Raw genomic sequence first — 13,292 nt, forward strand, 5'->3', positions numbered from 1 at the left:
GCAGCCGGGAAAATGCAGTCGGAATTCCCGAGGACGGCGTGGTGCCGGCCTCTGTATCTGGGAGGAATACATGCGGAGAATCACCAAGGCCCTTTTGGGCGCGACAACGGTTCTGACGATCTCGACGGCGCTGCCGTCCGTATCGCAGGCCGAACAATTGACCCTGTGCTGGGCAGCCTGGGATCCGGCCAACGCGCTGGTCGAATTGTCCAAGGATTTTACGGCCAAGACCAAGATCGACATGAAATTCGAATTCGTGCCGTGGACGAGCTATGCAGACCGGTTCCTCAACGAACTGAATTCGCACGGCAAGCTCTGCGACCTGATCATCGGCGACAGCCAGTGGATCGGTGGTTCGGCCGAGAATGGTCACTACGTCAAGCTCAACGAGTTCTTCGACAAGGAAGGCATCAAGATGGATGACTTCGTGCCGGCGACGGTTGTTGGCTATTCCGAATGGCCAAAGAACACCCCGAACTACTGGGCATTGCCTGCCATGGGCGACGTGGTCGGCTGGACCTATCGCAAGGACTGGTTCGAAAAGCCGGAACTGCAGAAGGAATTCCAGGAGAAATACGGCTGGAAGCTGGATGCGCCGAAGACTTACGACCAGCTGAAGCAGATCGGCGAGTTCTTCCAGAACCGCAAGATCGACGGGCAGACGGTCTATGGTGCCTCGATCTATACCGAGCGCGGCTCGGAGGGCATCACCATGGGCGTCACCAACGTCCTCTACGACTGGGGCTTCCAGTACGACAATCCGAAGAAGCCCTACGAGATGGAAGGCTTCGTCAACTCTGCGGATGCCGTCAAGGGTCTCGAATTCTACAAGTCGCTCTATGACTGCTGCACACCGCCCGGCAGCTCCAACGTCTACATGACGGAATCGGCCGACGCCTTCAAATCCGGCCAGGTGGCAATGCAGATGAACTTCGCCTTCACCTGGCCCGGTCTCTACAAGGATGAAAAGGTCGGCGGCGACCGCATCGGCTTCTTCCCCAATCCGGCCGAGAAGGCGCATTTTGCCCAGCTCGGCGGCCAGGGTATCTCGGTCGTTGCCTATTCCGACAAGCAGGAGCAGGCGCTGCAGTACATCAAGTGGTTCGCGCAGCCTGACGTTCAGGCAAAATGGTGGGAGCTTGGCGGTTATTCCTGCCTCAAGGCGGTCGTCAATGCACCGGGCTTTGCGGCCAGCCAGCCCTATGCGCAGGCATTCCTGGATTCCATGGCGATCGTCAAGGATTTCTGGGCTGAGCCGAGCTATGCACCGTTGCTGCAGGCCATGCAGAAGCGGGTCCACAACTACGTGATCGCCGGTGACGGAACGGCCAAGGAAGCCCTTGATGGGCTTGTCCAGGACTGGACCGAAACCTTCGAGGACGACGGCAAGATCTGAAAACGACCTTGGCGCAGGGGACACCTCCCCGGATGGCGGCCCGGACCGGCAATTGGCTGGGCCGCCAACTTGATCATGTCCATGAAGACCAGGTGACGCTTTGACACTTTCCCATTCTTCCATTGTCGACAAGGCGGCCGAAACGGCCGCGAAAGCGACGCCAGCGCCGATCGCGGTTCGCGTCAGGGGATTGTCCGACAGGGCAATCGCCTGGCTGTTCATCGCACCGGCCATCAGCCTGCTGCTTGCGATCAACATTTTTCCGTTGCTCTGGGCGGTGTACCTCTCCTTTACCAATTATCGTGCCAACCGGCCGAATGCGGTGGTCGAAGGGGTTGGTTTCCGCAACTACCAGCGTGTCCTGACCGATCCGGATATCTGGCAGGCGATGCAGACGACGGCGCATTTCGTCTTCTGGACGATCCTGCTGCAGATGCTGATCGGTTTTGCGCTTGCCTATCTGATCGACCGGAAATTCCGTGGCCATGCCTTCTGGACGACCATCGTGTTGATCCCGATGATGCTGTCGCCCGCCGTGGTCGGCAATTTCTGGCGCTTTCTCTATGAGCCGCAGATCGGATTGTTCGCCTATGCTGTGTCGTTCCTCAGCGGCATCCCGACATCGCAGATCCAGATGCTCGGCAATGTGTCGCTGGCGCCCTGGGCCATCATCATCGTCGATACCTGGATGTGGACGCCCTATGTGATGCTGATCTGCCTTGCGGGCCTGCGTTCGATCCCTGACTATATCTATGAAGCGGCGGAGGTCGACCGCGCCTCGGCCTGGCGGCAGTTCTGGTCGATCACCGTGCCGATGGCGCTGCCGTTCATCATGCTGGCCGTGCTTTTCCGCGGTATCGAAAATTTCAAGATGTTCGACATGGTGACGCTTCTGACGGGCGGCGGACCGGGGTCGGTGACCGAGGTTGCCTCCATAACGCTGAAGCGTGAGGCGTTCGAGACATGGGCGACCGGACGATCTTCAGCCTTTGCCATCGTCCTCTTCGTCGCCGTGTTCGGTCTCGCCAATATCTATGTCAAGGCACTCAACAAGGTGAAGCAGCGATGAGCGCGATCAATTCAGCCCATTCGGTTGTCGAGCCGAGCCCCACCAGCAAGCGCATCGCCGGTGCGATCGTTATCCTCTACGCGCTGATCACCATGGTGCCGCTTGCCTGGATTTTCTTGACCAGCATCAAATCGCCGCCGGACTCGATCAGCTATCCACCGAAGGTGCTGTTTTCGCCGACGCTCGAAGGTTATTGCAACCTCTTTACCACCCGGACCCGGCAGACACCCGACTATATCGCAGCCTTGCCGGCGCCGACGAGCACCTGCGACGAGGTGACCCGCAAGCGCAACATGGTGATCGCCGGTCCGTCGAACTTCCTGCCGCGCTTCGTCAATTCACTGGTGATTGCCTTCGGCTCGACCTTTCTTGCCGTCTTCCTCGGCACGTTGGCGGCCTACGGGTTCTCGCGCTTCAAGGTGCCGCTTGCCGATGACCTGCTGTTCTTCATCCTGTCGACCCGGATGATGCCGCCGATTGCGGTCGCCATCCCGATCTTCCTGATGTACCGCGAGCTCGGCCTGTCCGACACGGCGCTGGGGATGATCCTGCTCTACACCGCCGTCAACGTCTCGCTCGCCGTCTGGCTGCTCAAGGGCTTCATCGACGAGATCCCCCGGGAATACGAGGAGGCGGCGATGATCGATGGCTATACGCGGCTTCAGGCATTCTGGAAGGTCGTGCTGCCGCAGGCGACGACCGGCATCGCGGCCACGGCAATCTTCTGCCTGATCTTTGCCTGGAACGAATATGCGTTCGCCGCCCTGTTGACCTCCGGCTCGGCCCAGACAGCTCCGCCCTTTATCCCGACGATCATTGGCGAAGGCGGGCAGGACTGGCCGGCGGTTGCTGCCGGAACGACGATCTTCCTTGTACCGATCCTCGTCTTCACCATTCTTCTGCGCAAGCAGCTGCTGCGCGGCATCACATTCGGAGCGGTGCGCAAATGACCACGGACACGACGAAAATCGCCAGGAAGCGCCCCTTCTTTTTGCGCCGGGGGCCAATGGAAAACATTGCAACGGCATTGATCGCCATCGGCTTCCTGATGCTGTTCCAGCCGTTCGCGCTGATCCTCTACACCTATTCGCTGGTGACGCTTCTGGCGGGCACTGTAATGTTCATCATCGTTTCGAAATTTCCGGAGTGACCCATGGCTGAAATCCGGATTGAAAACCTGCGCAAGCAATTTGCCGACTTCACTGCAGTGCAGGATTCGAGCTTCACGGTCGGCGATGGCGAGTTTCTGGCATTGCTCGGTCCCTCCGGCTGCGGCAAGACCACAACTCTCAGGATGATTGCAGGCCTGGAACTGCCGACCAGCGGCAAGATCTATCTCGACGGCGAGGATGTGACCTTCAATCGGGCCAGCGCCCGCGACATAGCCTTCGTGTTCCAGCTCTTTGCGCTTTATCCGCATATGAACGTCCGCAAGAACATCGGCTTTCCGCTTTTGTCTCAGGGGTTGCCGAAGGCAGAGATCAAGGCGCGTGTCGAGGAGACGGCAAAGCTCCTGCAGATCAGCCATATCCTTGAAAAATCCGTTTCCGGCCTTGCCGGCGGCGACCGCCAGCGCGTGGCGCTCGGACGGGCGATCGTGCGCCGGCCGAAATGCTTCCTGATGGACGAGCCGCTCGGCACGCTCGATGCGGAATTCCGCGAGGTCATGGTCCATGAGCTCAGGGAGTTGCATAACCGCATCCATGCGACGACCGTCTACGTCACCCATGACCAGCATGAGGCGATGGCGATGGCCGACAAGATCGCGGTGATGAACCACGGCATCATCGAGCAGTTCGGGACGCCGCAGGAAATCTACAATTTGCCGGCCTCGATGTATGTCGCCGATTTCATCGGCTCGCCGCCGATGAATTTCCTGAAGTTCACGGCCGGTGTCCAGAGAGGCTCGCGCACCGTCTCGGTCGAGGGTGTCGAGATCGCGCTTCCCGAAGTGCATCAGGATATTGCCGTCGGTGAACTGGCGCTTGGCGTGCGGCCGGAGCATATCCGCATCAATGACAGTTCCGCCCTGCGCGGCTCGGTCTATGGTGCGGAATATCTGGGCACCAACCAGATTGTTGCCGTCGAGACCGGCAAGGGCCTGCTCAAGGCGCGCGTGCCGGCCGATCACACATTCCGGATCGGCGAGACAGTCGGGCTTGAACTGGATAGCGAAAAACTTTCCTTGTTCGACTGCGCCTCGGGCCGGGCGGTGAAATCATCCCTTTATACGGAGGCCCGTCATGGCTGAGGTGTCGTTGCAGAACATCAGCAAGTCTTTCGGCGAATCGGAGGCCGTGCGGAACCTGACGCTGACCATCCGCGACGGTGAATTCGTCGTGCTGCTCGGCCCGACCGGTGCCGGCAAGACGACGACGCTCAGGCTAATTGCAGGCCTGGAGAAGCCGGACACGGGGCGGGTGACGATCGGCGGACAGGATATGGCGGGTTCAGCGCCCGCTGGTCGCGACGTTGCCTTCGTCTTCCAGCAATATTCGCTCTATCCGCATCTGACGGTTTACGAGAACCTCGCCTTTCCACTGCGGTCGCCGGCCCGCCGTCTGGGCGCGGATGAAATCGATCGCCGCGTCCGCGAAGTGGCCAGGATGGTAAGGATCGATCACAAGCTCGAAAACCGCTCGACGCGGCTGTCCGGCGGCGAGATGCAGCGTGTCGCCATCGGCCGGGCGCTGGTGCGTAAACCGTCGATCTACCTGATGGACGAGCCGTTGTCCTCGCTCGATGCAAAACTGCGGGGCGAGTTGCGGCTGGAGCTGAAGCGCATCCAGCGCGAACTTGGCTCGACGCTGCTTTACGTCACCCATGACCAGATCGAGGCGATGACGATGGCCGACCGGATCGGCATCCTCAACGACGGGCAGCTCATCCAGCTTGGGACGCCGCGCGAGATCTACAGCAACCCCGTCAACCTGCATGTGGCGGCGCGTCTCGGCCAGCCCCATATCAACCTCATACCGGCCGGCCTTGTCCCCGGCGGGCGGGCGCCCAGCGGAACGAAGACCGTCGGCGCCCGCACCGAGCATCTGGAAATCCATGCCGGCAACGGCTCTGCCAATGCGGAGATCGACTGGATCGAGCATCTCGGCGATCAGAGCCATCTGCATCTGCGCATCGCCGGCCACAAGCTGGTGACGCTTGCCAATCCGTATGTGCCGGTCAGACCCGGCGACAAGATTACCTTGACGCTCAAGGATCCGCTCTATTTCGGATCGGACGGACAACGGCTTGTATAAACGACGCAGGAGGTTGCATCGCTTGCGCCATGGCGGAAGGATGCGGATCAGTAAAGAACTGGATGAGTAGTGCCATGAAACATTTCTTCAATCGCAGGGAAAACATCGTCACCGAGGCGCTGGACGGCCTGTTGCGAACCGCGCAGCCTGGAACGCTCGCCCGTCTCGACAGCTATCCCGATATCAAGGTGATCGTGCGGGCCGATTGGGACAAGTCCCGTGTTGCCGTCATTTCCGGCGGCGGGGCCGGACATGAGCCCTCGCATGCCGGGTTCGTCGGGCGGGGCATGCTGACGGCGGCAGTCTCTGGCGAGATTTTTGCGTCTCCCAGCGTCGATGCCGTGCTGACCGCGATCCGCGCCGTCACCGGCAAACCGGGCTGCCTGCTGGTGGTCAAGAACTATACCGGCGACCGGCTGAATTTCGGTCTGGCGGCGGAAAAGGCACGGGCCGAAGGGTTCGCTGTCGAGATGGTCATCGTCGCCGACGATATCGCCTTGCCGGAGATCAACCAGCCGCGTGGCGTCGCTGGCGCGCTGTTTGTCCACAAGATCGCCGGGCATCTGGCCGAAAGCGGCGAAAGCCTTGCCTCGGTCGCCGCGGCCGCCAAGGCGGTGGCGGCGGATATCGTTTCGCTCGGCGTCTCCTACTCGTCCTGCTCCATTCCCGGCCAGGCCTATGAGGAGCGTCTGGGAGAAAACCAGGGCGAGCTCGGGCTTGGTATTCACGGCGAGCCCGGTGTGGAGAAGATAACCGTTCAGGCTGCCGACAGCATCGTTTCGATCATGACCGAACGGTTGTCCACAGCGATGAAGCCGGACGGGCAATATGCGTTGCTGATCAACAATCTCGGGGCCGTTCCGCCGGTGGAGATGACGTTGATCGCCAATGCGGTGCTCGCGTCGTCCTTTGCCGCGCGGGTCGCACTGACGATCGGGCCGGGCCCGATGATGACCGCCCTGAACATGAACGGATTTTCGCTGTCTCTGGTCCGGCTGGACGCCGAGCGCGAGAAGGCGCTGCGTTCCGCCGTCGCGCCGCATGCCTGGCTGCCGGCGGTGGTGCCGCATGCCGTCGATATCCTGCCTGCTCCGAAGGTCGAAGCCATGGGAAAAGCCGCCCCGGCAAGCCATGATGCGGAAGCGGAGCGCGTCCTTGCGGTCATCTGCGAACGGCTGGTTGCGCTTGAGCCGGAGTTGAACCGGCTGGACGCCAGGGCGGGTGACGGCGACACCGGATCGACGGTTGCGACGGGTGCGCGCAGCATCCTTGCCCAAACCAAAAGCCTGCCATTTGCCGACCGGGCTGCCCTTTTTGCCGTGATCGGCGATACGCTGGCGACGGCGATGGGTGGTTCGAGTGGCGTTCTCCTGTCGATCTTCTTCACGGCGGCAGGCAAGGCAAGCGGGGATGGGGCAAACCTTGGCGCGTCTCTTCTGGCTGGCCTTGATCGCATGACCTTTTACGGCGGAGCCCATCCGGGCGATCGCACCATGGTCGATGCTCTCTCTCCAGCGCTGCATGCGCTTGGGATCACCGGTATCCGTGGCGCCGCCGATGAGGCACGCAAGGGTGCGCAGGCGACCAAGGCGATGCGCAAGGCGAAGGCCGGCCGGTCGGCCTACATCGGAGAGAGCGACCTTGACGGCGTCATGGATCCGGGCGCCCATGCCGTGGCCGAGGTTTTCGCTGCAGTTGCCGGTGTCCTGGAGCCCGCATGATCGTTATCGAACCCGGGCATGCCCATGATTGCGCAGCCTGGATGGGCCGCGTGATCGAGGCGTGCAGGGATGCCGTCGCCACCGAGGAAAACCGTCTCTGTGATCTCGACCGTGCGATCGGCGACGGCGATCACGGCACCAATATGCGCCGCGGACTGGAAGCACTGGCGTCTGAGCGCCAACGGCTCTCCGCGATGCCACTTGCCGAAGCGCTGATTGCCGCTGGCACGATCCTGGTGATGAACATCGGCGGTGCCGCCGGACCTCTTTACGGCACGCTGCTGCTGGAGATCGGCAAGGGGCTTTCAATCGACGGCCTGGAGTTTCCCCAGGTCTTTCGGCAGGCGGTCACCGCCGTGGCGCAACGTGGCAGGTCATCTCCGGGCGACAAGACGCTCTTGGATGTGCTTTATCCACTTAGCGAGGAATTGACAAAACACGCGCACCCGCAGCGTCTTGCCGAGAAAATTCAGGGTTTTGCCGATATGACGATTGAGATGAAGGCCTTGCGCGGGCGCGCTTCTTTCCTGGGGGAGCGTTCGGTGGGGCACATGGATCCGGGAGCTGCCAGTTGCGCGCTGCTTGCAGCGACGGTCTGCCGCGAATTGACAGAGGTGGGGGCAACATGACGGGCGGACGGGAAAATGTCGGGATCGTCATCGTCTCGCACTCGCCGCTCGTGGCGAGGGGAGCCGCCGACATGGTGCGCCAGATGGTCGGTGACACTGTGCCGCTTGCCTGGTGCGGCGGCAATCCGGCCGGCGGACTGGGAACCGATACGGGGGCGATCCTGAAAGCGATTGAAGAGGCCTGGTCCGAAGCGGGGGTTGCCATCTTCGTCGATCTTGGCGGCGCGGAAACCAACAGCGAAATGGCGGTCGAAATGATCGGCAAGGAGCGGGCGGGGCGGATTGTCATCTGCAACGCGCCTATTGTCGAAGGCGCTGTCATCGCAGCGGCGGAGGCTTCCGGCGGCGCATCGCTGGCAAAGGTGGTGGCAACGGCACAGGAGCTGTCTCCGACATGACCGACAAACGGCACGGTGTTTTTGGGGCAATGAGTTCGGTTGATGGCAATGCATCCGTCGAGCTGTTGATCACCCATGGCGTCGGCCTGCATGCCCGCCCGTCGGTGGTTTTCACCCGGCTGGCAAAGTCATTTCCCTGCACCATCGAAATCGAGGTCAACCGGTCCGGGCTGTGGCTGAATGCGAAAAGCATCGTCAAGGTGATGGGTGCGCGCATCCGCCAGGGATCGACGCTCAAGATCAGGGCCCATGGTCTAAGGGCCGAGGAGGCGATTGCGGTCCTTGAAGCCTTGTTCGTCAATGATTTTGCCGAGGAAAGACCGCATGTCCGGGGCGCTTAGGCTACAAGGGCAGGGCAATGGCTGCGGTCATGCGACCGGGCCTGCCCATGTGGCGGAAGAACCGCTTAGCCCTCACGGGGGCCGGGCTTCGCCATCGCTGGAGTTCGAAAACCTCGACCGGGCGATTGCCGGATCCGTCGCGGCACTTGAGACCCTGATGGCGGCAACCGATCCGGATAGTGCCGATATCCTTGAATTCCAGATCGAAATGCTGCGCGATCCGGTGATCGGCGAAATGGCTGCCGAGCAGATCGGCAAGGGACAGAACGCCGCCTTTGCCTGGGTTGCGGCACTGGAGGAGTACATTGCCGGGTTCGAGCAGTCGGAGGACGAGGACATAAGGGCCCGGGCCGCCGATATGATCGATATCCGCGACCGCGTGCTTCGCGCGCTCGAAGGCATACCCGCCGCTGATTTCCCGGCGGGGTCGATCTTCATCGGCCGGGACATGGCGCCCAGCCTATTTCTCGCGCATGACTGGACGGATGGCGGCGGAATTGCCCTTGAAGCGGGAAGCACTGCCAGCCACGTGGCGCTGCTCGCGCGTGCCAGAGGCGTGCCGATGGCCGTGGGCATCGGCAGTTTTTCTGTCGAGTCCGCAACGCCGGTTCTGGTCGATGGGGACAGCGGCCTTGTTGTCGTGCATCCGAACAATGCGGACATTGCAGCTCTGTCGGGGCGCGCTAAAGCGGCGGCCGAAATTGCGCCCGTCGTTGAACCTGCAGTCTCCGGGGCAGTGTCCGCCGGAGCTGTCGAGCTTCTGGTCAATATCAGCGGCATCGCCGATATCCGCAGTCTCGATGCCGGCGCTTGCGACGGTATCGGCCTTTTGCGGACCGAGTTTCTGATTTCGTCGGCCGCAGACCTCGCCAACGAGGAAAAGCAATTCCAGCTCTATTGCGAGACGGTGAAATGGGCGGCCGGCCGGCCGGTTACCGTCCGTCTTTTCGACCTCGGCGGGGACAAGCCGCTTGGTGGTTTCGGTGTCGGGGAGCGCAATCCCTTTCTCGGCCAGCGTGGTATTCGCCTGCTTTTGTCCATGCCGGTCATGCTGAAAATTCAGGCGAGGGCGCTTTTGCGCGCTGGAGCGTTCGGGACGATCAAGGTCTTGCTGCCGATGGTCACCGTCGCCAGTGAGGTCGAGGATACCAGGCGCCTGTTTGAGGAGGAGGCAGCCGCTCTTGCCCAAAGGCATATCGCAATCGGCATGCCTGCTATCGGCATGATGGTGGAGGTGCCGGCAGCGGCGATCATGCTCGATACGTTCGAACAGGCCGACTTCTTTTCGCTTGGAACCAACGATCTGGCGCAATATCTGAGTGCGGCTGCACGCGACAATTCACAGGTTGCCGATCTCCATCGGCAGACCGCTCCCGCCCTGCTGCGGTTGATTGCGCAAACAGTGGCCGTTGCGCAGGGCATGGGTAAACCGATCGGCATCTGCGGTGACCTGGCTGGTCAACCGGAGCACCTTCCATCGCTGATCGCCAGTGGTATTAGGCAGATTTCCGTTGCCCCTTCGCAGCTTGCAGCCGTAAAGACGATGCTTGCGCAGGCAGGGATGGGCGGCTGACATGGCACGCGATGCAAATGAAGATGCCATTGTGGCCTATAAGGCAATCCTTGCCTCGATAATCGACAACCGGCCATCCGGCACGCGGCAAAGGCTTGCGGTGGCTCTTGGCAAACACCGCAGTTTTGTCACGCAGATTACCAGTCCCGGATATGCGACGCCGTTGCCCGCCCGGCATCTGGCGACGATTTTTCAGGTCTGCCACGTCAGCAAGGCAGAGCAGGACCGTTTCCTGCAAGCCTATCAGCTGGCGCATCCGGGCAAGCTGCCCGATCTGGGCAATGCCGGAGGCCTGCGGCAGCTGACGGTCATGGTCGCCGATTTCGGCGACGAGAAAAAGAACCGGCTGCTCGACGAGGCGATCCAGGATTTCATTCAGAAGGTCGTGCTTCTTTCCGGGGAGGCAGACTGAATGGACTCCGTCACCAACCCGTTTCCCACGGCACTGGAAAATTCGTCCCGCTCGGATACGATTGCCGCCGGGAGCCGGAGATGAAGAAATTCATGAACAGCGCCGGGACGCTGGCGCAGGACAGTCTGGAGGGTTTTGTTGCGGCGCATGGCGATATCGCCATGTTCGGCGCGGAGCAAAAATACGTCCGGCGCCGGGAGCTGAGCCCGGGAAAGGTCGCGATCATTTCCGGCGGCGGTGCCGGCCACGAGCCGATGCACACCGGCTTCGTCGGGCACGGCATGCTGGATGCCGCGTGCACGGGCTACGTCTTTACCTCGCCGACACCCGATCAGATCCTGGCTGCCATCCGCGAAACGGACAATGGCGCTGGAACGTTGTTGATCGTCAAGAACTACGACGGCGACGTCATGAACTTCGAGATGGCCGCCGAGATGGCGATATCGGGCGGAAGGCATCGCATCGAGACCATCATCGTCAATGACGATATCGCCGTGGAACGCTCCGCAAGAGGGACGGGCCGGCGCGGGGTGGCAGGCACGCTCGTCGTCGAGAAAATTGCCGGAGCGGCCGCGCAGGCCGGGGCTCCGTTGGAGGAATTGAAGCTTCTGGGAGATGCCGTCGTTGCCGCAACCCGGACGATGGGGGTTGCGTTGAAGGGCACGACGGTGCCGCAGACGACGCGCGAGACATTCCTGCTTGGCCCGGATGAGATGGAGGTCGGTATCGGCATCCACGGGGAACCGGGCCGTTCGCGGGACAAGGTGACGGATGCTTCATCGATTGTCGCACTGATCTGTGGGCACATTCTCGATGACTTCGGCTCGCTTGACGGGCAACCGGTGCTGCTGTTCGTCAACGGTCTCGGCGGAACGCCGCTGTCGGAACTCTATCTCGTCTTCGGCTTGGCGCGTGCCTTTCTCGAGGAGCGCGGCGTCGTCATAGCCCGCAGCCTTGTCGGCACCTATGTCACATCGCTCGATATGGCCGGCATTTCCATTACCGTCACTCAACTGGACGAGCGCCTGACCCGTCTATGGGACGCGCCGGTTTTGACGGCGTCCTTGCGCTGGTAATCAGACCGGCGGTGCGATTTCGATCGGTGTGCCATCCGAAAAGCGGCTGAACCGGAAGGGCCTGGGATCGACGATCGGCGTGGTTCCCATCGCCAGATCGGCAGCGAGATGGCCGGCGCCCGGACCGATGCCGAAGCCGTGGCCCGAAAACCCGGTCGCAATAACCAGGCCGGGAAGGCTGTCGAGGGTGGAAATGACCGGGACCGCGTCCGGCGTGACATCGATCAGGCCCGCCCAGATCTGCTCCACTTTCGCATCGCGCAGCACCGGCAGTGCTTCCGTGGCCGCCCGCAACGCGTTCAAGGCGGCTTTGCCATCCGGAACAGGATCGAGAATCCGATGCCGTTCGAATGCGCCGGGGCGATCAAGGGGCACGGCGGAGATTTCGAACAGTTCCTGCCAGCTTCGGGCGCTGAGACCGAGCTGCACCGAGTCTCCCTCGGCTTTCCTTGCGGGTTGGAAATCGCGGAAGAAGGCAAAACTATCCGGCACCAGCGCATGCATGTTGATGCCGCCATTGGCGATGGTGTAGCCACCGTCCAGCCGTTTTCGGTAGGCATAGGTCGCGGTGGCGCCTGCGCCGTCGGGACCTCGGTTCACCGCGCTGGTTCGCAAAACCGAGTTGCGCACTTTCAATTGCGGCAGCCGGATATCGAGCCCCTTGCAGAACAGACGCGACCATGCGCCGCCGGCAAGCACGACAGCGGAGGTCTCGATACGGCCCTTTTCGGTGATGATGGCGCTGATCCGGCCGGCGCTTTTCTCGATACCGCGCACGGCGCAGCCTGTCAGGATGCGGGCGCCCGCCCGGCGTGCGCCCATCGCAATCGCCGGCACCGCCTTTTGCGGTTCGGCGCGGCCGTCGCTTGGCGTGTAGAGCGCCCCCCTGTATCGCTGTCCGGCGTCCAGCATCACGGCAGCCGTCTCTTCGGGTCCGATCTGGCGCGTGTCGAGCCCGTGCGCCTGAGCCAGTTTCAGCCAGGCGTCGCGGTTGGCGATATCCGTTTCGTTCTCGGAGATATAGACAATCCCCGAGCGGTGAAACCCGGTCTGGCCGGCAACGCGCGCGTCCAGCCCGTCCCAGATTTTCAAGGCCTCGATCGCCAGCGGAATTTCGCGCCGGTCGCGGCCCATGACCCGGACCCAGCCCCAATTGCGGCTGGACTGTTCGCCGCCGAGAACACCCTTTTCGCAGAGCACGACATCGACGCCGCGTTCGGCAAGGAAAAGCGCCGTGCTCACCCCGATGATGCCGCCGCCGATGATGACGACGTCGGCTTTTTGCGGGATGGCGTGGTCGGTTTCCGTGTGGTCGAGGGTGGGGCCGGGCATAGACGATGGTTCCGAATGTCAAAGAAACACATGTCCGATGTGCACGGTATATTGCCGTTGTTCAAGTCGCCAAGACTGGCTGGGGCACCGG

Annotated in this window: 14 protein-coding genes; 13 read left to right on the plus strand and 1 reads right to left on the minus strand. The window is 61.9% G+C overall.

The window, feature by feature from the left end; translation table 11 throughout:
- The first annotated feature begins 70 nt into the window (after window positions 1-70).
- The 13 genes from AC1D17_RS02995 to dhaK all read left to right on the plus strand — a co-directional run bounded on the left by AC1D17_RS02995 (window position 71) and on the right by dhaK (window position 11,869).
- Window positions 71-1,396: an ABC transporter substrate-binding protein gene (locus AC1D17_RS02995; protein WP_477563950.1), complete on the plus strand. Its 1,326-nt coding sequence runs from the start codon at window positions 71-73 to the stop codon at window positions 1,394-1,396.
- Between the two features lie 100 nt (window positions 1,397-1,496).
- Window positions 1,497-2,465, plus strand: a complete 969-nt coding sequence (locus AC1D17_RS03000; RefSeq protein ID WP_113529447.1) for a carbohydrate ABC transporter permease — start codon at window positions 1,497-1,499, stop codon at window positions 2,463-2,465.
- Window positions 2,462-3,415, plus strand: coding sequence for a carbohydrate ABC transporter permease (locus AC1D17_RS03005; RefSeq protein ID WP_477563951.1), 954 nt, complete (start codon window positions 2,462-2,464; stop codon window positions 3,413-3,415). The genes AC1D17_RS03000 and AC1D17_RS03005 overlap by 4 nt, the downstream gene beginning before the upstream one ends.
- Entirely contained in the window at window positions 3,412-3,615 is a 204-nt protein-coding gene (locus AC1D17_RS03010) for a hypothetical protein (RefSeq protein WP_477563952.1), read from the plus strand. The genes AC1D17_RS03005 and AC1D17_RS03010 overlap by 4 nt, the downstream gene beginning before the upstream one ends.
- Window positions 3,616-3,618: 3 nt before the next feature.
- Window positions 3,619-4,716 (plus strand): ABC transporter ATP-binding protein, encoded by a 1,098-nt coding sequence (locus AC1D17_RS03015; RefSeq protein WP_477563953.1) that lies wholly within the window; start codon window positions 3,619-3,621, stop codon window positions 4,714-4,716.
- Window positions 4,709-5,719, plus strand: a complete 1,011-nt coding sequence (locus tag AC1D17_RS03020) for an ABC transporter ATP-binding protein (RefSeq protein WP_477563954.1) — start codon at window positions 4,709-4,711, stop codon at window positions 5,717-5,719. The genes AC1D17_RS03015 and AC1D17_RS03020 overlap by 8 nt, the downstream gene beginning before the upstream one ends.
- A 74-nt stretch (window positions 5,720-5,793) precedes the next feature.
- Window positions 5,794-7,440, plus strand: a complete 1,647-nt coding sequence (locus AC1D17_RS03025) for a dihydroxyacetone kinase subunit DhaK (RefSeq protein WP_477563955.1) — start codon at window positions 5,794-5,796, stop codon at window positions 7,438-7,440.
- The gene (gene dhaL, locus AC1D17_RS03030) at window positions 7,437-8,069 is read left to right on the plus strand and encodes a dihydroxyacetone kinase subunit DhaL (protein WP_477563956.1); all 633 of its coding nucleotides are present in this window, start codon (window positions 7,437-7,439) and stop codon (window positions 8,067-8,069) included. The genes AC1D17_RS03025 and dhaL overlap by 4 nt, the downstream gene beginning before the upstream one ends.
- A complete protein-coding gene (dhaM, locus tag AC1D17_RS03035) occupies window positions 8,066-8,467 on the plus strand; it encodes a dihydroxyacetone kinase phosphoryl donor subunit DhaM (RefSeq protein WP_477563957.1) in 402 nt (133 codons plus the stop codon). The genes dhaL and dhaM overlap by 4 nt, the downstream gene beginning before the upstream one ends.
- 29 nt (window positions 8,468-8,496) lie before the next feature.
- Window positions 8,497-8,808 (plus strand): HPr family phosphocarrier protein, encoded by a 312-nt coding sequence (locus tag AC1D17_RS03040; protein ID WP_477564253.1) that lies wholly within the window; start codon window positions 8,497-8,499, stop codon window positions 8,806-8,808.
- Window positions 8,792-10,381 (plus strand): phosphoenolpyruvate--protein phosphotransferase, encoded by a 1,590-nt coding sequence (locus tag AC1D17_RS03045; RefSeq protein WP_477563958.1) that lies wholly within the window; start codon window positions 8,792-8,794, stop codon window positions 10,379-10,381. The genes AC1D17_RS03040 and AC1D17_RS03045 overlap by 17 nt, the downstream gene beginning before the upstream one ends.
- Window position 10,382: 1 nt before the next feature.
- The gene (locus AC1D17_RS03050; protein WP_477563959.1) at window positions 10,383-10,793 is read left to right on the plus strand and encodes a hypothetical protein; all 411 of its coding nucleotides are present in this window, start codon (window positions 10,383-10,385) and stop codon (window positions 10,791-10,793) included.
- An 80-nt stretch (window positions 10,794-10,873) separates the two neighbouring features.
- Entirely contained in the window at window positions 10,874-11,869 is a 996-nt protein-coding gene (gene dhaK / locus AC1D17_RS03055; RefSeq protein ID WP_477563960.1) for a dihydroxyacetone kinase subunit DhaK, read from the plus strand.
- Here dhaK and AC1D17_RS03060 read toward each other — a convergent pair whose 3' ends face one another.
- Window positions 11,870-13,201 (minus strand): NAD(P)/FAD-dependent oxidoreductase, encoded by a 1,332-nt coding sequence (locus AC1D17_RS03060; protein ID WP_477563961.1) that lies wholly within the window; start codon window positions 13,199-13,201, stop codon window positions 11,870-11,872. It abuts the gene before it with no gap.
- Between the last annotated feature and the right edge of the window lie 91 nt (window positions 13,202-13,292).

Source organism: Pararhizobium sp. P1_E7 (genome assembly GCF_056405855.1).